Annotated in this window: 16 protein-coding genes; 7 read left to right on the top strand and 9 right to left on the bottom strand. The window is 67.4% G+C overall.

Going from position 1 to position 19000, the window contains the following annotated elements; all coding sequences use genetic code 11:
• Positions 1-20: 20 nt before the first annotated feature.
• From ACNI3R_RS08340 to ACNI3R_RS08315, 6 genes are all read right to left on the bottom strand, one after another.
• On the bottom strand, positions 21-806 hold the full coding sequence (locus ACNI3R_RS08340) for a F0F1 ATP synthase subunit A (RefSeq protein WP_426181890.1): 786 nt from the start codon (positions 804-806) through the stop codon (positions 21-23).
• 39 nt (positions 807-845) lie between these two features.
• The gene (locus ACNI3R_RS08335) at positions 846-1166 is read right to left on the bottom strand and encodes an AtpZ/AtpI family protein (RefSeq protein ID WP_426181887.1); all 321 of its coding nucleotides are present in this window, start codon (positions 1164-1166) and stop codon (positions 846-848) included.
• Between the two features lie 482 nt (positions 1167-1648).
• The gene (locus ACNI3R_RS08330) at positions 1649-1858 is read right to left on the bottom strand and encodes a DUF4287 domain-containing protein (RefSeq protein WP_426181884.1); all 210 of its coding nucleotides are present in this window, start codon (positions 1856-1858) and stop codon (positions 1649-1651) included.
• A gap of 32 nt (positions 1859-1890) precedes the next feature.
• Positions 1891-3105, bottom strand: coding sequence for a class I SAM-dependent RNA methyltransferase (locus ACNI3R_RS08325; protein WP_426181881.1), 1215 nt, complete (start codon positions 3103-3105; stop codon positions 1891-1893).
• Positions 3096-4472 carry an NAD(P)H-hydrate dehydratase gene (locus tag ACNI3R_RS08320; protein ID WP_426181878.1) on the bottom strand — a complete coding sequence of 459 codons (1377 nt, stop codon included), beginning with the start codon at positions 4470-4472 and terminating at the stop codon, positions 3096-3098. Before ACNI3R_RS08320 ends, ACNI3R_RS08325 begins: the two co-directional genes overlap by 10 nt.
• Positions 4469-4864, bottom strand: a complete 396-nt coding sequence (locus ACNI3R_RS08315; RefSeq protein WP_426181875.1) for a hypothetical protein — start codon at positions 4862-4864, stop codon at positions 4469-4471. Before ACNI3R_RS08315 ends, ACNI3R_RS08320 begins: the two co-directional genes overlap by 4 nt.
• Before the next feature lie 149 nt (positions 4865-5013).
• Here ACNI3R_RS08315 and ACNI3R_RS08310 point away from each other — a divergent pair, with 149 nt between their 5' ends.
• The 4 genes from ACNI3R_RS08310 to ACNI3R_RS08295 all read left to right on the top strand — a co-directional run bounded on the left by ACNI3R_RS08310 (position 5014) and on the right by ACNI3R_RS08295 (position 12197).
• On the top strand, positions 5014-8121 hold the full coding sequence (locus ACNI3R_RS08310) for a response regulator (RefSeq protein WP_426181872.1): 3108 nt from the start codon (positions 5014-5016) through the stop codon (positions 8119-8121).
• Positions 8118-8978, top strand: a complete 861-nt coding sequence (locus ACNI3R_RS08305) for a CheR family methyltransferase (protein ID WP_426181870.1) — start codon at positions 8118-8120, stop codon at positions 8976-8978. The genes ACNI3R_RS08310 and ACNI3R_RS08305 overlap by 4 nt, the downstream gene beginning before the upstream one ends.
• Positions 8968-10815, top strand: coding sequence for a response regulator (locus ACNI3R_RS08300; RefSeq protein WP_426181868.1), 1848 nt, complete (start codon positions 8968-8970; stop codon positions 10813-10815). Before ACNI3R_RS08305 ends, ACNI3R_RS08300 begins: the two co-directional genes overlap by 11 nt.
• Before the next feature lie 86 nt (positions 10816-10901).
• A complete protein-coding gene (locus tag ACNI3R_RS08295) occupies positions 10902-12197 on the top strand; it encodes an O-acetylhomoserine aminocarboxypropyltransferase/cysteine synthase family protein (protein WP_426181865.1) in 1296 nt (431 codons plus the stop codon).
• 28 nt (positions 12198-12225) lie between these two features.
• Here ACNI3R_RS08295 and ACNI3R_RS08290 read toward each other — a convergent pair whose 3' ends face one another.
• Together ACNI3R_RS08290 and ACNI3R_RS08285 are read right to left on the bottom strand one after the other, a co-directional pair.
• Positions 12226-12918: an N-formylglutamate amidohydrolase gene (locus ACNI3R_RS08290; protein ID WP_426181862.1), complete on the bottom strand. Its 693-nt coding sequence runs from the start codon at positions 12916-12918 to the stop codon at positions 12226-12228.
• Positions 12918-13652 (bottom strand): enoyl-CoA hydratase/isomerase family protein, encoded by a 735-nt coding sequence (locus ACNI3R_RS08285; protein WP_426181859.1) that lies wholly within the window; start codon positions 13650-13652, stop codon positions 12918-12920. The genes ACNI3R_RS08290 and ACNI3R_RS08285 overlap by 1 nt, the downstream gene beginning before the upstream one ends.
• A gap of 51 nt (positions 13653-13703) precedes the next feature.
• On the opposite strand from ACNI3R_RS08285, the gene ACNI3R_RS08280 reads away from it, so the two are divergent.
• On the top strand, positions 13704-15590 hold the full coding sequence (locus tag ACNI3R_RS08280; RefSeq protein ID WP_426181856.1) for a DUF885 domain-containing protein: 1887 nt from the start codon (positions 13704-13706) through the stop codon (positions 15588-15590).
• A 24-nt stretch (positions 15591-15614) separates the two neighbouring features.
• Here the strand turns inward: ACNI3R_RS08280 and ACNI3R_RS08275 are convergent, their stop codons facing one another.
• A complete protein-coding gene (locus tag ACNI3R_RS08275) occupies positions 15615-16934 on the bottom strand; it encodes an ammonium transporter (protein WP_426181853.1) in 1320 nt (439 codons plus the stop codon).
• 153 nt (positions 16935-17087) lie between these two features.
• Here ACNI3R_RS08275 and ACNI3R_RS08270 point away from each other — a divergent pair, with 153 nt between their 5' ends.
• Positions 17088-17657 (top strand): nitroreductase family protein, encoded by a 570-nt coding sequence (locus ACNI3R_RS08270; RefSeq protein ID WP_426181850.1) that lies wholly within the window; start codon positions 17088-17090, stop codon positions 17655-17657.
• A gap of 144 nt (positions 17658-17801) precedes the next feature.
• The gene (lldD, locus tag ACNI3R_RS08265; protein WP_426181847.1) at positions 17802-18977 is read left to right on the top strand and encodes an FMN-dependent L-lactate dehydrogenase LldD; all 1176 of its coding nucleotides are present in this window, start codon (positions 17802-17804) and stop codon (positions 18975-18977) included.
• Positions 18978-19000 lie beyond the last annotated feature (23 nt).

The following is a 19000-nucleotide window of genomic DNA, read 5'->3' as shown; positions in this document are numbered from 1 at the left end:
TGAAGGTCGTGCAGTGAAACTCAGTGCAGGTTGATCGCGTCGTTGAGGTACAGCGACGTCAGCAGCGCGAACACATAGGCCTGGATGGCGCACACCAGCAGTTCGAGCAGGGTGATGCCGATCATCAGGATGAAGCTGGGGATGGAGACGATCGCCACCGTCACTGCACCCGCATTGATGCCGTTGATCACGAAGCCGGCCAGAACCTTCATCAGGATGTGCCCCGCGGTCATCGCGACGAACAGTCGCAGGCCGAGCGAGAAGGGACGAATGAGGAAGGAGAACAGCTCGATCACGAAGATCAGCGGAACCATGTAGCCCGGCGTACCATGCGGCACGAAGAGCGAGAAGAAGTGGAAACCGTGGCGCCAGAAGCCGACGATCAGCACGATCGCGAAGCTGATGATCGCGAGGACGCCGGTCACCGTCAGGTGGCTCGTCACGGTGAAGGGATGCACCCCGACCACGCCGGTGGGCATCATGCCCATGATGTTGGCGATCAGGATGAACATGAACAGCGAGAAGACGTAGGGAACGAACTTCTTGCCCTCGGGGCCGACATTGGTGGCCATCATGCCCGAGATGAAGCCGGTGAAGCTTTCGACGGCGGCCTGCCAGCGGCCGGGAACGAGCTCGCGCTTCATTCCGCCGACCATGAAGACCAGCATCGCGACCAGTGTCACGACCATCCACATCGCCGAATTGGTGAAAGCGACGTTATGGCCCGCAATCGCCCAATCCTGACCGAACAACGGCTCGATCAGGAACTGGTGCATCGGATCGATCTTGCCCGATTCGGCTGCCACGCTTGCCTTACCCCTGCTTATGCCAAAAGCGTCCGGAAATCACTCCGGGCGCTCCTGAGAAATCCGAATGATATTCCTGAAGGCCACGCCGATCCCGAGGAACAGCATGGCCAATAGGAGCCAGGGCTTGGTCCCGAGCCAGTGATCGAAGCACCAGCCCAGCAGACCTCCGCCGACGATCCCCGCGATCAGCTCGGTCAGCACGCGATTGCCCTGGGAATATCCCTTCTCAGGCTTTTTATGCGTGCTCGCCGTTCTGACCTGTTCGGCATGCTGGATCGCCCGCAACCGCTCATCGAGCGATGTAAGACGCTGATCCCCCACACTTTCCGGGTCTTGTCCGGTCTCGTTCTCCGTCATGGCACACACCCTCCTGTTGCCGGGAAGGTGGCGTCATGGCGACGATCGATCCCGCCAAGGCGAGGCCCCTTTAGGAACGGGGGTTCCCCGAGTCAACCGCGCTGAACGGGGTTCCGGCGCGGCTTCCGGGAGGAATGGGGAAGCCGACGGCGTTCCGATGCGCGCTCTCCAGCGCAAACAGGCCGACGCGCGGGGATTTTCGCCGCAGGAAGGGGCCTTCGACAGGCTGCGTTCAGATTGGCCGCAATGGCTGCGCGCGGATGAGCCGGCGATAGGGCCGATCGTAGAGCGGGTGGTCACTTGCTGCAAGGAATGGCGGAAACGGCGTAAGGGACACCTCAACGGCGTCATTCCCGCGAAGGCGGGAATCCACGGTAACGAGGCGCTGTGGCGTCGAACGTTCCGCCATCCATGGATTCCCGCCTTCGCGGGAATGACGGGCGGGGAAAGGCGAGGGACAATATGTCGCCCTCGATAGCGCCTCAGCCGCGATCTTCCGCCAGCACATGGGCGACGATCGCATTGGCGTGACCATGCCCCAGCCCATGCTGCTCCTTGAGCATGGCGACGAGCGCCATGTGCGGCGCGGGAGAGGCCGCGCGAACCATAGCCTTCCACTCTTCGATCGGGCGGCCATATTTTTTCTCGATCGACGGGAAATAGGAAGCGGGGCCCGTGACTTTCTCGGTCATATGGTCTCTCCTTCTTGTCGACCGCCCTCTCCTCAGCGGCCCCGCCGGAAATCTCCGACCAGTTCGACATGCGTCGACCAGCGGAACTGGCCGACGGGTACGATCCTGTCGAGCACCCAGCCGCCTTCGACCAGAGTCCGGGCGTCGCGCGCGAAGGTCGAGGGGTTGCACGAGACATAGGCGATGCGCGACAGACGCTGCGTCTGGGCGAGCGCCCCCATCATCTCCTTGGCGCCCGCGCGCGGCGGATCGAGAACGACGGCATCGAAGCAATCAAGCTCGGCCGCATTCAGAGGACGGCGGAACAGATCGCGATGGTCGACCGCGATCTTGCGCTGCGTCCTGTCGCCCGCCGCCTTGAGCGCCAGTACGGCGTCGCGCGCGCCTTCGGCGGCATAGACCCGCCGGCTGTCCGACAGCGGCAGCGAGAAGGTGCCGAGCCCGGCGAACAGATCAGCGACAATCGGCGCGTCGCCGACGATCGCCTCGACCGCCGCGACCAGCGCCGCCTCGCCGTCCGCCGTCGCCTGCAGGAACGCTCCCGGCGGGAAAGGCACCGCGACCCCGCCGAGCGTTATCGTCGCGGCATCGGGCTCCCACTGAGCGCGGGCGCCATAGCCGTCGTCGATCGCGAGCCGGGCGAGCTTGTGAGTGCGGGCGAAGTCGTTGACCGCCTCGATCGCTACCAGCCCTTCGACCTCGACCTTTTCCAGCAGCACGTCGACACCCTGGTCGACGAGGGTCATCTGCACGCCTGCCGCGCGGCGGTCGCGCAGCAGCGGGTGCATCAGGCGGCGCAGCGGTGCGATCAGCGCGACCAGCGCGGGATGCATCACCGCGCACATCTTCAGGTCGACGATATGATGGCTCGCCTCCTCGTTGAAGCCGAGCAGCATCCGCTTGCCCTGCCGCTCGGCGCGCAGCGAAACGCGACGGCGGGTTTCGGGTGCCGACAACATCGTGGGCGCGACCGATCCGACCTCCACCTTCTGCTGGCCCAATGCGCCGACGATCCGCTGGACGATATAGTCGGCATAGCTCTCGTCATCGACATGCTGGAGCTGGCAACCGCCGCATTTCGGAAAATGCCGACAGGGCGGCTCGACATGATGCGGACCCCAGGTCAGCGACCCGTCGATGCCGAGCAGATCGCCGGGCGCCGATTGTGGCGAATGCCGTCCGTCTTCCGTGATGCCGTCGCCGCGCGCCGCGATGCGGACGATGGGTGCCTGATCGTTCAACAACATTCTCCAAGAGCGGCCGGCAGATGGGCCACGAGATCGTCGGCGATGAGCCCCGCTCCCGCCAGCTCCCCGGCGCGGCCATGCAGCCACACGCCGGCGCAGGCTGCGGCGAAGGGATCAAGACCGCGCGCCCGATTCGCCGCGATGACGCCCGCCAGTACATCGCCAGTGCCCGCGCTGGCGAGCCATCCCGTGGCGGGTGCCGCAATAGCCGCCCTGCCGTCGGGCGCCGCAACGACCGTGTCGGGCCCCTTGAGCACGACAACGGCGCCCGATCGTCGGGCAGCGGCCCGGGCCCGCTCGACACGGCTGCCGCCCAGATCGCCGAACAGCCGCCTGAACTCGCCTTCATGCGGCGTCAGTATGGCGCCCGCCGGCATGGCGCTTCGCCGCTCGGCGAGCAGGGTCAGCGCATCGGCATCGAGAACGCAGGGGCGCCCGGTGCCGATGGCTTCGTCCAGCCGTGCCGAAGCTTCCGCATCGCGCCCCAGCCCCGGTCCGACGACGACGCAGCCGACCCGGTCGTCGGCCAGGATCAGACCGATCGGATCGGCGCGGCATACCAGCGCGGCGGGCGCCGCCGCGGCAGAAGCCTCAGCCGCAAGCGTGACATAGCCCGCCCCGCCCCGCTGCGCCGCCATCGCCGACAACAGCGCCGCCCCCGGCATCGCTCCGCCGACCGCCACGACATGCCCGCGCGTATATTTATGGTCGGTCGGGCCGGGCGGCGACAGGCGCGGCCGGGCGATCTCCGCCAGATCGGACGTCCCCGCGATACCGATGTCGGCCAGGACCAGCCGCCCCATCAGAGCCGCCGCCGGTTGCAGCCGGTGCGCGGGCTTGAGCACCGCGAGAGCGACCGTCAGGTCATAAGCGATCGCGGGCCCGAGCAGCGCGCCATCGTCGGTCCCGACCCCGCTCGGCAGATCGACTGCGACCCGGAGCGACGCCGCTTTCGCGAGCCGCGCCAAGGGTGTCGCCACTTGGAGGACCAGCGGCCTGACGAGACCGGTACCGAACAGAGCATCGATTAGCAGTGGAGCCGGTTCAGCCTCGGCCAGTTCCTCCACCGGTCCGGCCCAACGCGCGCGGTTCAACTGGCTGGCAGGGGTGCGCGGTTCCGCGCTCGCCGCGACGCGCACGCGCACGCCCCGATCGCGCAGCCAGCGCGCGATCACATAGCCGTCGCCACCATTATTGCCCGGACCGCAGACAACCAATGTCTCACGAGGGCCAGCGAACCGCCAGGCGGCTTCCGCGACCGCGCTCCCTGCCCGCTCCATCGCGTCGTCGACCGAGAGCCCGGCAGCAAAGGCCGTTTCTTCTGCCGAACGCGTTTCGGCAGCCGTCAGGATGGAGCGCCCAGTCATGGCATTATCCGCGCCGGCAGGCGATATTGCATGCCCCCGATGGTTACCTCGATATGCGCAGCGCCGGCTGGCGCCACCGCGACCGGCTCGGCGCCATCAGCAGACACCACTCCACGCCCGTCGCGCACCACCAGCAATCGGCGAAAACCCCCGTCGGGCGAGCGAACGAGCAGTACCGTACCGTCATCACTCTTCATTCGCTCGAGCGTGCAGGCCGCCTCGAAGGGCGCGCCGCCGGCGGGCCTGCACTCCACCCGCGTCGCGCCCGGGGGCAGTTCATCACCGCCACCGTTGCAGCCCGTAATGCCCGGCGCGAGCAGCAGCGCCGCAAAGAGTGGGAAGATGGCCCTCGACATGGCGCCCTTATGCGCGGCTGCGCCTTGTTCGTCCATGTAAGCGAAGCGTTTGCAGAGCGTTCCAGCGGCGCAGGATGAAATTTTTGGGAACCTGCTTGAAACACGGGCGTTTGGGCCGAACGGCGAACTCTACCGGGGGGTGGTTCGCGCGTCCGTCTGCACCGATCCCCGCTGGAAGTTACAGGATGTTTTCTTTCACGAGCGGGAGCAGTCGTTCCTATCTCTATCTCCTCGGTCTTCCACTGATCCTGGCGCTGACCTGTGTCGCGGACATCTCCTTCCCGCTCGGAACCGCCATCTGGGTGATCTACCTTCTGCCGACGGTCATCGCCTTCGCCAGCCCCTATCGTTTGCTCCCGATTGCGGCCGCCGCACTCTCCGTGGTCTGTATGGCGATCGGATTCTACAACGCGCCGACCGGTGTCGATCCCGCGCTCGCGCTTCTCAACCGCTCGCTGGCGACGATCGTGAACATGCTCCTCGCCGGAATCGGCACGATGTTCATCAGCTACCGCCTCGACTCGCGGCGACAGCAGTGGATGCGGGAGGCCGAAGCCGAACTGACCCGCCGCACCGGCGGCGAGCAGACTCCCGAGGAAATCGGGCTCAACACCCTTGGCTTCATCGTCGAGCGCTTCGGCGCTGCCGCCGGGCTCGTCTATGTCCGCGATGGCGAGGAGTATCGCCGGGTCGCATCGACGGGCGTACCCGCATCGACACCCACACCCGACCGCATCGGCCGCAATGACGGCCTCCTCGGCGACGCCATCCGGCGCGGCGGGACGCTGGTCGTCGACGATGTACCCGACGGCTATCTCACCTTCGGCAGCGGCCTGGGTAGCGCCAAGCCTCGCAGCCTGATCGTCGGCACGGGCCGCGTCGACGGGATGGTGAACACGGTCGTCGAGATCGGCTTTCTCGACCAGCCGGGCGCCAAGCCGAAGGACCTGCCCGACTTCCTGGAACTGGTTTCCGGTCACCTCGGCACAGCTATCCGCTCGGCCAAATATCGCGCCCGCCTGCAGAATCTCCTGGCAGAGACGCAGCAGCAGGCCGAGGAACTGCAGGCGCAGAGCGAGGAACTGCGCGCCACCAACGACGAGCTGGAGGAGCAGAGCAAGCAGCTGCTCCGCTCGCAGGCGCAGCTCGAGGACCAGCAGCAGGAGCTCGAGCGCAACAACGCCCTGCTCGAGGAGCAGACCGGTTCGCTCGAGGCCCAGCGCGACGAGCTGACACGGGCGCAGGCCTCCCTCAAGGCCCAGACCGCCGAGCTCGAACAAGCAAGCCGTTATAAGTCGGAATTCCTGGCCAATATGAGCCACGAGCTGCGCACCCCGCTCAACTCGCTGCTCATCATGGCGCGCCTCCTCGCCGAGAACCGCCATGGCAATCTCAGCGACGAGCAGGTACGCTTCGCCGAGACGATCGAGACCTCGGGCAACGACCTGCTCATCCTGATCAACGACATTCTCGACATCTCGAAAATCGAAGCCGGCAAGCTCGAGCTGCAGCCGCGCCCGACCCGGCTCGACGACATGTTCGAGAAGCTGCGCAACAGCTTCCAGCCTGCGGCCGAGGCCAAGGGCCTGTCCTTCCATCTGCGCCAGGACGATGACGTGCCCGCCATGATCGAGACCGACGTCCAGCGTCTCGAACAGATCATGCGCAATTTCCTGTCGAACGCGATCAAGTTCACCGAGCGCGGCGAAGTCGCGTTAGAGGCTAGCCGCAGAGACGATGGGCTGATCAGCCTGTCGGTCCGCGACACCGGTCCCGGCATTCCCGCCGACAAGCATGACATGATCTTCGAAGCCTTCCGCCAGGCCGACGGCAGCATCAGCCGCAAATATGGTGGTACCGGGCTAGGCCTTTCGATCTCGCGCGAACTTGCCCGGCTGCTGGGTGGGGATATCTCGCTGCACAGCATCCTCGGCGAGGGCAGCGCGTTCAGCATCGCCTTGCCGGAAAAATTCCAGGGCGGAGCCAGGAGCACGCCCGCACCGCGCAGCTTCCAGCCGCGGTCGGAACCGGTCGCACCGCTATCGTCCCGGCCCGACCGGGTCGCCCAGCGGACCGAGGATGATCGCTCCATCCTGTCGGGCGACAGCCGCGTCATTCTGGTCGTCGAGGACGATCCCGCCTTCGCGCGCATCCTCTGCGATCTGGCGCACGAAGTCGGTTTCCAATGCCTGATCGCAGGCACCGCCGATGAGGGTGCTCTGCTCGCCCGCCAATATCTGCCGCATGCTGTCATCCTCGATCTCCATCTGCCCGACCATACCGGGCTGTCGGTGCTGGACCGCATCAAGCGCGATGCGCGCACGCGGCACATCCCGGTGCATATCGTGTCGGCCGATGAGGATACGCAGGCTGCGCTCGCCAGCGGTGCGGTCGGCTATCTGCTGAAGCCCGTCAGCCGCGACACGCTGGTCGACATGCTCGAAGGGCTCGAAGCGCGGATGGAGCAGCGGCTGCGGCGCGTGCTGGTCGTCGAGGACGACACCCAGCAGGCTGAAAGCATCCGCCATCTGCTGGCTTCGCGCGACGTCGAGACCGTCAACGCGCACAGTGCGGCCGAATGTCTTGAGAAGCTCGGCCGGGAAACCTTCGACTGCATGGTGCTCGATCTCAACCTGCCGGACATGCCGGGCCTCGACCTGCTCGAACGGCTCAGCAATGACGAGAGCGTCGGCTTCCCGCCGGTCATCGTCTACACCGGCCGCGACCTCGCCAATGACGAGGAAATGCGGCTGCGGCGCTATTCCAAGTCGATCATCGTCAAGGGCGCCAAATCGCCCGAACGCCTGCTCGACGAGGTCACCCTGTTCCTTCATCAGGTGGTGTCCGAACTGCCGAGCGAACAGCAGAAAATGCTCGCCCGCGCCCTTGGCCGCGACGGCACGCTTGAGAACCGCCGTATCCTCATCGTCGAAGACGACATCCGCAACGTCTATGCGCTGACCGGCGTGCTCGAACCCCATGGCGTGGACGTGCGGATCGCCCGCAACGGACGCGAGGCGCTCGAAATCGTTGACGCGACGGAACAAGTTGGCGGCACGCCCATTGATCTCGTGCTGATGGACATCATGATGCCCGAGATGGACGGCCTCACGGCCATGCGCGAGATCCGCAAGCGGCCGCAATTCGCGACCCTGCCGATCATCGCCCTGACCGCCAAGGCGATGGAGCGTGACCAGCAGGAATGCCTCGCCGCCGGCGCCAACGATTATCTCGCCAAGCCGCTCGACATCGATAAGCTGCTGTCGCTGATCCGCGTGTGGATGCCGCGATGAGCTTCACCGCCGAGGATGTCGCCGAGATCGAGACCGACCTGATCGTCGAAGCGGTCTGGCGGCGCTACGGCTATGATTTTCGCGACTATAGCCGCCCGTCGCTGCAGCGGCGCCTCGAACGGGCGCAGAGCCATTTCGACTGCGCGAGCCTGTCGGAGCTCCAGCACCGCCTGCTCCACGATGTCGGCACGCTGCCGGCGCTGCTCGGCTTCATGACGATCCAGGTCAGCGAGTTCTTCCGCGACCCCTATTATTATGCGCGACTGCGCACCGACGTGCTGCCGCACCTCGCGACTTGGCCGTCAATCAAGGTGTGGATCGCCGGCTGCGCCAATGGGGAGGAATTTTATTCGCTGGCGATCCTGTTCCGCGAAGAGGGGCTGGAAAACCGCACGATCTTCTATTGCACCGACATCAATCCGAGCGCGCTCGAAAAGGCCGAGACGGGGATTTACGATCTCGATCGCCTTGCCGGCTTCACCCGCAATTATCAGGCTGCGGGCGGGCGGGCGTCGCTCTCCGACTATTACACAGCCGCCTTCGGGGCCGCGCGGTTCGATCCGACCTTGCGCAAACGGGCGGTGTTCGCTGACCATAATCTTGCAAGCGATTCAGTGTTTTCCGAGGTGCAGTTCGTATCCAGTCGGAACGTGTTGATCTATTTCGAGCGCGCGCTGCAGGACCGCGCTCTCGACATCTTCGCCCGTTCGCTGCCGGTCGGCGGCTTCCTCGGCCTCGGCTCAAAGGAGACGCTCCATTTTTCGCGATGCGCTGGCCTCTTCACCGACTTTGCCACCCACGAAAAAATCTATCGGCGAAACGCCGTCCCGGCGGACGAGGCCCGTGATGTCCGATAGCGTCATCCGCATCCTCGCGGTCGACGACGTGCCCGCAAACCTCGTCGCACTCGAAGCGGCGCTCGATCAGCCCGGCGTCGAACTGGTTACCGCCAGCAGCGGCGAGCAGGCGCTGGAACTGATGCTGCGCAACGACTTCGCGCTGGCGCTGCTCGACGTGCAGATGCCCGGCATGGACGGCTTCGAACTGGCCGAACTGATGCGCGGGACCGAGCGCACGCGCGCCGTCCCGATCATCTTCCTGACCGCCATCGCCACCGACGAAACGCGCCGCTTCCGCGGCTTCGAAGCGGGCGCTGTCGACTATCTGCTCAAGCCCTACGACATCCATGTCCTCAATCAGAAGGTGTCGGTTTTCGTCGAACTGGCCCGCCAGCGGCGCGAACTTGCCCGACAACGCGACGAACTCGCTCTCGCCCTCGGCCGGCTGCGCGCGCATGGCGACAATTCGCCGATGGCGGTGATCGAGATCGATTCAGACCTGCGCATCGTCACCTGGGCGAAGGGTGCCGAGCGGCTGTTCGGCTATAGCGCCGACGATATGCTGGGCGTCTTGCTCCATCAGGCCCCATTCCTGCCCGATGACGATCGCAGCAGCTTCGTCTCGTCGATGCACCGCCTGCTGGAGGGCGAGAATAGCGAGATGCAGGAGCATCGTTTCCTGCGCGCGGACGGCAGCGTTCGGGCGGGCGAATGGTATTGCTCGACGGTCGCGGGCACGCGGAACCGCGCATCGAGCGGCATGCTTCAGGTGCTCGACGTCACCGAACGTCAGCGCGCGATGGAAACGCAGCGGCTGCTGGTCGGTGAACTCAATCACCGGGTGAAGAATTCGCTGGCGACGGTGCAAGCGATCGCCTCGCAGAGCTTCCGTCACGCCGACGATCTGGCCGAATTCCGCGAAGCCTTCACCGGACGGATCAAGTCGCTCGCCGCCGCGCATTCCCTGCTGAGCAGCGCGACCTGGGAACGCGCCAACCTCCGCCGCCTGATCGCCGATCAGTTCGAGATCGGGGCGGTAACCGCCGACCGCTTCCACATGGACGGGCCCCTGCTCGACCTGTCCCCCGAGCTGGCCCTGCGTTTCGCGCTGGTGCTGCACGAGCTTGCGACCAACGCGCATAAATATGGCGCCTTCTCGAACGACAGCGGGCATGTCTCGCTCGCCTGGCGGGTCGAGGACGACACCGTCCTGCTCGACTGGTCCGAGAGCGGCGGGCCGGTGGTGGCGCCCTTCGACAAGCGCGGCTTCGGTAGCACGCTGATCCAGTCGAGCCTCGTTTCCGAAGGCGGCAAGGCCGAGCTGATCTATCGCCCCGAAGGGATCGCCTGGCACCTGTGCCTGCCGCTGCGCAGCGTGGACAGCAACACTGGCCTTCAGGTCGCCGAACTGCCGCCGGGTAGCGCAACACCGTCCGCCGCCGCACCGGCCCCTCCCCCGCCGCAGAACGACCCGGCAAGGCCGCTGAAGATTCTCGTCGTCGAGGATGAGCCCCTGGTCGCGATGGACCTGATGATGGAACTGGAGGATGCGGGCCATCTCGCCTTGGGCCCGGCCACATCCTGCGAGCAGGCGCTGGAGGTTATCGCCAACGATGCACCCGACGCGGTGTTGCTCGATGGCAATCTCAACGGCGAACCGGTCGATCGCGTGGCGGATGAGTTGCTGGAGCGGGGCATCCCCTTCGCCTTCGTGAGCGGCTATGGGCGCGAGCATCTTCCTGCGCGTCATGCCGAACGGCCGATGATCTCCAAGCCCTTTCGCGCCGCCGAAGTCCTGGCGGCGGTTCAGGAACTGGCGTCCACCGCGTCAACGCCGCCTTCGGTAGCGGCCTGAAAGGAAATCTTTCTTCGTTTCGGACGCCGGGGCGATAGGCTGTCGGCGACGGCCCTTGCGAGGCCGGGATCGCTGGAAGGATGACCATGACCGAACGCACGCTGCACCCCGAAACGCTCGCGCTCCACGCCGGGTGGCGCGCCGATCCGGGCACGGGTTCGGTCGCGCCGCCGATCTTCCAGACGACCTCCTATCAGTTCCGCGACGCCGAGCATGCGGCCAATCTGTTCGCGCTCAAGGAATTGGGCAATATCTACACCCGCATCGGCAACCCCACGACCGACATATTGGAGCAGCGCATCGCTGCGATCGAGGGCGGGGCTGCCGCGCTCGCCGTCGCCTCGGGACAGGCGGCCTCCGCCTATGCGATCCAGAATCTCGCCCGTGCCGGCGACAATGTCGTCAGCAGCACCGACCTCTATGGCGGCACCTGGAATCTCTTCGCCAACACGCTGCGCGACCAGGGGATCGAGGTGCGCTTCGTCGATCCGTCCGACCCCCAGGCCTTCGTCCGCGCGACCGACGAGCGCACCCGCGCCTGGTATGCCGAGACGCTGCCCAACCCCAAGCTTGTCGTCTGCCCGATCGCCGAGATCGCAGCGCTCGGCCGGCCGCTCGGCATTCCGCTGATCGTCGACAACACCGCCGCCCCGCTGATCGCCCGGCCGCTCGACCATGGCGCCGCCATCGTCGTCTATTCGGCGACCAAATATATCGGCGGGCATGGTACCTCGATCGGCGGCGTGATCGTCGACGGGGGTAATTTCGACTGGGGCGCTGTGCCCGAGCGCCAGCCGACGCTCAACACCCCCGACCCGAGCTATCATGGCGCCATCTGGAACGAAGCCGCCAAGCCGCTCGGTCCGATCGCCTATATATTGCGCGCGCGGACGATCCTGCTGCGCGACCTCGGCGCAGCGCTGTCGCCGTTCAACGCCTTCCAGATCCTGCAGGGGCTGGAAACGCTGCCGCTGCGCATGCCACGGCATTGCGAGAATGCGACCAAGGTTGCCGCTTTCCTGCAGGGACGCGCTGACGTGACGCGGGTCATCCACCCCTCGCTCCAAACCGGACAGCAAGCGGAGCGCGCGGCACGCTACCTGACCGGCGGGACGGGCGGACTGCTCGGCTTCGAACTGGCCGGCGGACGCGAGGCGGGGCGGCGTTTCATCGACGCGCTCCAGCTCTTCTACCATGTCGCGAACATCGGCGATGCGCGCAGCCTGGCCATTCATCCCGCGACGACGACCCATTCGCAGCTGTCGGCGGAGGAGCAGGCCGCGACCGGCGTGTCCGAAGGCTATGTGCGGCTGTCGATCGGACTCGAGCATATCGACGACATCCTCGCCGACCTCGAACAGGCGCTCGACAAGGCGGGCTGAGCGAAGCCCCCTCGATCAGGCGCCGATATCAGGCGAAGGCGGCGCCGACGCGGGCGATGACGGGCGTGAGCCGGTCGCCCCAATGGGCGACGCCGGCCGGATCGCCGATCAGATCCTGCCGCACTTCGAGGCCGAGATAGGCTATGCCATTGGCCTCGGCGTGCAGGTTCATCGTCGCGTTGAGCAGCTTGCCCGAATAGGGCTCGTTGTCCCCGGCGATGATTCCGGCCTCGCGCAGCGCGTCGAGCCCGACGAGCGCCGCGCGGTCGTCCTCGTTGTAGAGCACACCGACCTGCCACGGCCGCGCTTCCTCGGGACGGCTGGCGAGACGCGGGGTGAAGCTGTGGAGCGAGACGATCAGGTCGGGCCGGTCGGCGGCGATACGGTCGGCGATGGCGCGATGATAAGGCCGCCAGAACCGCTCGACCCGAGCCGCCCGAGCATCGGCATCGAGCGCGGCATTGCCGGCTATCGCATGGCCGTCGCTCTCGACCGGGATCAGGCCCGGCGCATCTTCCTCGCGGTTGAGGTCGATCACGAGGCGCGACACCGGGCCGAAGATGCCGTCCATCGGCAGCCGCTCGCAGAGCAGGCGCCCGAGCGGCCCCACGCCGATGTCGATCGCGACATGCTGATCGAGCAGCGCCGGATCGATGCCCAGATCGACATCGGCCGGCACATGGTTCGACGCATGATCGGCGATCAGCAGCAGCTTGGGCATCAGCGGAAGACCGGCTTGCGACGCTCGCGGAAGGCCATCAGCCCCTCGCGGAAATCGACCCCGCCAAAGGCATCGTCGAACAGCCGGTCGGCCTCTCCATCACCCGCCAGGATGCGCTTGAGCCCGGCGACGCTGTTGCGCGAATTGGCGGCGACCAGCGCGGCCATGTCGGCGGCGGCGGCATCGGCGCTGTCGACGAGCTGCTCGACCAGCCCGATGCGGGCCGCCTCGGCCGCGTCGATCACCATGCCGGTCAGCATCATGCGCGCGGCCTGTCCCGGCCCGACCTGCGCCTTCAGCCGCGCGACGTCGCCCGCCGGATAGACGATGCCGACCTTGGCGGGCGTGATCGCGAACACGGCCTTGCTGCCCGCGATACGGATGTCGCAGGCGAGCGCGAGCGCAACCGCCGCGCCATAGCATCCGCCATCGACCGCCGCGATCGTCGCGATCGGGAGCGAGGCGAGCGTGTCGAAGGCGCGGGCCATCTCGACCCGGAACAGGGTGCGGCGCGCCGGATCGGCGGCGAGCCCGTCGAGATCGCCGAGGTCGGCGCCCGAGGAGAAGATCCCCGCCACGTCCGATCGCACGATCAGCGCCCGCGCGCCGCCCGCGACGATCTCTTCCAGATGGGCCGTCAGTTTCGGCCACTGGTCGATGCCGATCGCATTGCGCGCATCGGCGCGGTCGAGGCTGAGGCGGGCGATATCGCCGTTCGATTCGATCCTGAACATCGGCGGACTGTTGCCGCGCCCTCCCGAAAATGTCACCACCTGTCTGGAATGATGACCAGAACAACGGCTTCCGCCCTTTCGCGCCGCCGCTTCGGCCTCCTCCTCGGAGCCTCGGCCCTCGCCTCTGCCCTGCCGGCCCGCCTGGCTGCCGCCGATCCGGTTCCGGTCCCCCCCAAGCGCCCCGGCCCCTGCCCGATCACGACGCCGCTCGACGCGATCACGCTGAAGCTGCTCCGCCATACGCCCGAGACCGCCGTCTATGGCGGCCTGCCCGGCGCGGCCGAGGGCGGGGTCTTCTCGCACGCGATGGACGATTTCTCTCCGTCAGGCGAAGCGGCATGGCGATCGGCGATCGGCGATGCCGCGCGGGCGATCGACGGGCTGTCCTGCACCGGCGATGCCCTCGGTGCGCTGCGGCTGCGCATAGCGGCGGCGGTGATGGCCAACGGCCTGCGCACCCCCGGCATCGCTTATGGCCGGCCCAACCCCTTCTGGTTCACCGCGCATGAGCCCTATGTGCTCAACCAGATTTCCGGGCCGATCGTGAACACGCCCAATTTCATGATGTCGCAGCAGGCGCTGTCGTCACCGGTCGAGGTCGACGCCTGGATCGGCAAGCTCGATGGCTTCGCCAAAGGCTATGACGGGGTGATCGAGAAGAGCCGCGCAGACGAGGCCGCCGGCTGCATCCCGCCCCGCGCGCTGCTCGACAAGACGTTGCCGGTGGTCGAGAATTTCCTGCGCGGCCCGGCCGACCAGCACCCCCTGATCGTCGCCCTGCGCGAACGCATGGCCAAGGCCGGGCTCGACCCGCGCTTCCGCGCAGCGGCGGAAGAACGCGCGATCACCGCGCTGGAGAAGCGCGCACGCCCCGCCTTCGGCCGCCTGCGCGAACGGGTGCGCGAGATGATGCCGAGCGGCCGCGCCGAAAGCGGCGTCTGGGCGCAACCCGATGGCGAGGCGCTCTACGCCGCGAACATCCGCTCGATCGGCGACAGCCCGCTGAGCGGCGAGGAGATCCACCGCATCGGCCTGGAGCAGGTCGCACTGGTGAAGGGCCAGCTCACCGCACGCCTGCGCCAGCTGGGCTTCACCAAAGGCAGGCTGCGCGACCAGCTCGACGCGCTCGCCGCCGATCCGAAACAGCGCTTCCCCGACAGCGCCGAGGGACGCCGCGAACTGCTCGCCTATGTCCGCTCGCTCGTCACCGCGATGGAGGCGCGGCAGGCCAGTTTCCTGCCCCGCACCATGATCCCGACGCAGAAGCTGGAGATCCGCGCCGTCCCGGAGGCGACGCAGGATTCGGCGCCCGGCGGCTTCTATGACGGCCCCTCGCTCGACGGATCGCGCCCCGGCATCTACTGGATCAACCTGCGCGATATGGCGGGCGTCCAGCGCTACACGCTGCCGACGCTCAGCTATCATGAGGGCGTGCCGGGCCACCACACCCAGGGCGCGACGCTGCTGTCCCTGCCCCAGGCCCCGCTGATCCTGCGCATCGCCAGCTTCAACGCCTATTCCGAAGGCTGGGGCCTTTATGCCGAGCGGCTGGCCGCCGAACTGGGCGTCTATGCCGACGATCCGGCGGGCGATATCGGGCGGCTGGGCGACGACCTGTTCCGCTGCGTGCGGCTGGTGGTCGACACCGGCATGCACCAGCTGCGCTGGAGCCGCGAGAAGGCGATCGCCTATATGACCGAGAATAGCGGGTCGCCCGAGAGCGAGATCGTCGCGGAGATCGAGCGTTACATGGCCTGGCCGGGTCAGGCGCTCGGCTACAAGCTCGGCCAGCTCCGCATCCTGTCGATGCGCGACCGGCTCAAGGCGCGGCTGCGCAAGGATTTCGACCGCCGCCGGTTCCACGCCAAGGTCCTGGGCAATGGCGCGATGCCGATGGACCTGCTCGAAGCGATCGTGCTGCCGCAGCGCCGCGCCTGACCCGCGCCGCGGCGCCCGAAAGGCTCAGTCGAACTCGTAGGCGCGCTCGCCATGGCTCGACAGGTCGAGGCCGTCATGCTCGGCCTCGGCATCGACGCGCATCGGCACGATCAGCGCGACCAGCTTCGCGAGGATCACGGTCGCAACCGCCGACCAGATCGCCGTCACCCCGACACCCAGCGCCTGCGCGCCAAGCTGGTCGACGACCGTCCGGCCCTCCGCGAGGCCGACGCCGCCCAGCGCGGTGGTGGCGAGCGGGGCGAGCAGCAGGGATCCGGTCATGCCGCCCACGCCGTGGACCGCGAAGACGTCGAGCGAGTCGTCCACCTTCCAGCGCTGCTTGACCGCCAGCACCGCGTAGAAGCAGATCGCCGCCCCGACGATGCCGCAGACGACCCCGCCGATCGGCGAGATATAGCCGGCCGCCGGCGTGACCGTCGCCAGCCCGGCGACCGCGCCGGTGACGAGGCCGACCGAGGTCGACTTGCCGATCTTGACCCGCTCGAGCAGCGCCCAGGCAAGCGCGGCGGCCGAGGCCGCCAGATGCGTCGACAGCAAAGCGTTGCCGGCCGCAGCGCCCGCCGCCAGCGCCGATCCGCCGTTGAAGCCGAACCAGCCGACCCACAGCATCCCTGCGCCGATCATCGTCATCGCCGGGCTGTGCGGCGGGATCATCGTCTGCGGAAAGCCGCGCCGCCGCCCGATCATCAGCGCGATGACGAGCGCGGAAATGCCCGCCGTCGTGTGGACGACGATGCCGCCCGCGAAATCGAGCACGCCCAGCCCCGCCATCCAGCCGCCGCCCCAGACCCAATGCGCCGAAGGGATATAGACGAGCAGCAGCCACGCCGCCGAGAAGAGCATGACCCAGCCGAAGCGCACCCGCTCCGGAAAGGCGCCGATGACGAGCGCGGGCGTGATGATCGCGAACATCATCTGGTAGAGCGCGAAGACATTTTCCGGGATGGTCAGCCCGCTCCGCACCCCGTCCATGCCCGCCAGGCCGATGCCCGACAGATCGCCGATCCAAGGCGTGCCCTGCGCGAAGGCGAGGCTGTAGCCGCCGAAAAGCCACAGCAGCGAGACCAGCGCCGCGATCGCGAAGCACTGCATCAGCACCGACAGGAAATTCTTCGACCGGACGAGGCCGCCATAGAAGAGGGCGAGCCCCGGCAGCGTCATGAACAGCACCAGCGCGGAGGCGACGATGATGAAGGCCGTGTCGCCGCTGTCGGGGCGAATGACCGGCTCGATGAACAGCTCGGCCGCCTGCGCGCTCGCCGCCCAGCCCATCGCAACCGCAGCACCAAGGCCGCGCAGCCTGCGTCCCATAACCATCGGCATCCCCCCGCCTGTTCTGATCTGCGCGGCGCTTTGCCGCCTGTGCCGGGGCCGCGCAACCCGATTCCGCAACGCATCGTTTCCAACCCTGCGATGGTGCTGTGCGGCAAAAACGGCTAGCCCTCGCAACGACCGCAGATTTCCGGGAGAAAGCACATGACCGGCCGTAGCACCGAAGCCAAAGTCCATGATCAGTTCGTCAACCGCTGGTCGCCGCGCGCCTTCGACGGCTCGTCGATCGACGCCGCCGATCGCGACGCCCTGTTCGAAGCCGCGCGCTGGGCGCCGTCGGCGTTCAACGCCCAGCCCTGGCGCCTGCTCTATGCCGAGCGCGGCGACGCCAATTGGGATCGCTTCCTGAAGCTGCTGATCCCGTTCAACCAGAGCTGGGCCGAGAAGTCGGGGCTGCTCGTCTTCTTCCTGTCCGCCACCACCTCGCACGGCAAGCCGTCGCACAGCCACAGCTTCGACACCGGCGCCGCGTGGATGTCGCTCGCCCTGCAGGCCGAGCATCTGGGCCTGCGCGCGCATGGCATGACGGGGATCGACTTCGACGCGATCAAGACCGAGCTGGGCGTGCCCGACGATTACCGGATCGAGGCCGCCGCCGCCATCGGCCGGCAGGGCGATCCGGAGGTGCTGCCCGAGCAGCTGCGCGAGCGCGAGGCCCCCAGCGACCGCCTGCCGCTGTCGCAGATCGCCATCGCCGGCAATTTCCCGGCCTGAACTAGCATTTTCAAGTTGACCGTGCGCGGTCAACGGCTCGGAAAATGCGGCACTAAAGGCCCTTTCTGCCCCTCCCGCTCGCGTTTCGGCGTGGCGGGAGGGGCCTCCCCCCGCTATCACCGGCTCCGCGCGACGGAGGGACGGATGAAGGCCGCGGCAGCATCGGATTATCGGCGGATCGCCCAGCGGCGCCTGCCCCATTTCCTGTTCGAATATATCGACGGCGGCGCCTATGCCGAAGTGACGCTGCGCCGCAATATCACCGATCTCGAAGCGATCGCGCTGCGCCAGCGCGTGCTGCGCGACGTGTCCCGGCTCGACCTGTCCACTGAGCTGTTCGGGCAGAAGCTCGCCCTCCCCGTCGCCCTCGCACCGATCGGCCTCGCGGGCCTGACCGCCCGGCGCGGCGAGGTCCAGGCGGCGCGCGCCGCCCAAGCCGCCGGCATTCCCTTCACCCTGTCCACCGTCTCCGCCTGCGCGATCGACGAGGTCGCGCGCGGCACCACCCGGCCCTTCTGGTTCCAGCTCTACATGATCCGCGACCGCGCCTTCATGCGCGACCTGATCGAGAAGGCCCGCGAGGCGCGCTGCTCGGCGCTGGTTTTCACCGTCGACATGCCGGTGCCGGGCACCCGTTACCGCGACTATCGCAGCGGCCTCGCCGGGGCGGCAGGGCCGCTCGGCAAGCTGCGCCGCCTGCTGCAGGGCATGGCGCGGCCCGGCTGGGCCTGGGACGTCGGCCTCCATGGCCGGCCCCACCATCTCGGCAATGTCGCGCCGGTGCTGGCGGGCAAGAGCGGGATCGAGGATTTCCTCGCCTGGGTCGGCGCCAATTTCGATCCCGGCATCAGCTGGGCCGATCTCGACTTCGTCCGCTCACTGTGGAGCGGCCCGATCATCCTCAAGGGCATATTGGACCCGGAGGACGCGCGCGAGGCCGCCCGCAACGGCGTCGACGGCATCATCGTCTCGAACCATGGCGGCCGACAGCTGGACGGCGTCCTCTCCACCGCCCGCGCCCTGCCCCCGATCGCCGACGCGGTGGGCAACGACCTGGTCCTCCTCGCCGACGGCGGCATCCGCTCCGGCCTCGACGTGGTCCGCCTGCTCGCGCTGGGCGCGAAGACGGTGCTGCTGGGGCGAGCGTGGGTCTATGCCCTGGCGGGCGGTGGAGAAGCCGGCGTGACGCATGTGCTGCGCCTGATCGAGGCCGAGATGCGCGTGGCGATGTCGCTGACGGGGGTCACGTCGGTTGCGGGGATCGATGGGTCGATATTGGCGAAAGGGACGGCCGCTCGCAGCGTCGAGACTGAAAGGTGAAATACGGTGTAGTTTGAAATGTC

It is taken from the genome of Rhizorhabdus antheiae, from assembly GCF_049889055.1.
GTDB lineage: Bacteria > Pseudomonadota > Alphaproteobacteria > Sphingomonadales > Sphingomonadaceae > Rhizorhabdus.
This window is presented reverse-complemented; position numbering and strand designations above follow the sequence as displayed.

Coding starts and splice junctions, on each gene's coding strand:
- ACNI3R_RS08335 (WP_426181887.1), bottom strand. CDS start 1,166: ATGACGGAGAACGAGACCGGACAAGACCCGGAAAGTGTGGGGGATCAG.
- ACNI3R_RS08310 (WP_426181872.1), top strand. CDS start 5,014: ATGTTTTCTTTCACGAGCGGGAGCAGTCGTTCCTATCTCTATCTCCTC.
- ACNI3R_RS08315 (WP_426181875.1), bottom strand. CDS start 4,864: ATGGACGAACAAGGCGCAGCCGCGCATAAGGGCGCCATGTCGAGGGCC.
- ACNI3R_RS08290 (WP_426181862.1), bottom strand. CDS start 12,918: ATGCCCAAGCTGCTGCTGATCGCCGATCATGCGTCGAACCATGTGCCG.
- ACNI3R_RS08320 (WP_426181878.1), bottom strand. CDS start 4,472: ATGACTGGGCGCTCCATCCTGACGGCTGCCGAAACGCGTTCGGCAGAA.
- ACNI3R_RS08285 (WP_426181859.1), bottom strand. CDS start 13,652: ATGTTCAGGATCGAATCGAACGGCGATATCGCCCGCCTCAGCCTCGAC.
- ACNI3R_RS08305 (WP_426181870.1), top strand. CDS start 8,118: ATGAGCTTCACCGCCGAGGATGTCGCCGAGATCGAGACCGACCTGATC.
- ACNI3R_RS08270 (WP_426181850.1), top strand. CDS start 17,088: ATGACCGGCCGTAGCACCGAAGCCAAAGTCCATGATCAGTTCGTCAAC.
- ACNI3R_RS08330 (WP_426181884.1), bottom strand. CDS start 1,858: ATGACCGAGAAAGTCACGGGCCCCGCTTCCTATTTCCCGTCGATCGAG.
- ACNI3R_RS08275 (WP_426181853.1), bottom strand. CDS start 16,934: ATGCCGATGGTTATGGGACGCAGGCTGCGCGGCCTTGGTGCTGCGGTT.
- ACNI3R_RS08280 (WP_426181856.1), top strand. CDS start 13,704: ATGACCAGAACAACGGCTTCCGCCCTTTCGCGCCGCCGCTTCGGCCTC.
- ACNI3R_RS08325 (WP_426181881.1), bottom strand. CDS start 3,105: ATGTTGTTGAACGATCAGGCACCCATCGTCCGCATCGCGGCGCGCGGC.
- lldD (WP_426181847.1), top strand. CDS start 17,802: ATGAAGGCCGCGGCAGCATCGGATTATCGGCGGATCGCCCAGCGGCGC.
- ACNI3R_RS08295 (WP_426181865.1), top strand. CDS start 10,902: ATGACCGAACGCACGCTGCACCCCGAAACGCTCGCGCTCCACGCCGGG.
- ACNI3R_RS08300 (WP_426181868.1), top strand. CDS start 8,968: ATGTCCGATAGCGTCATCCGCATCCTCGCGGTCGACGACGTGCCCGCA.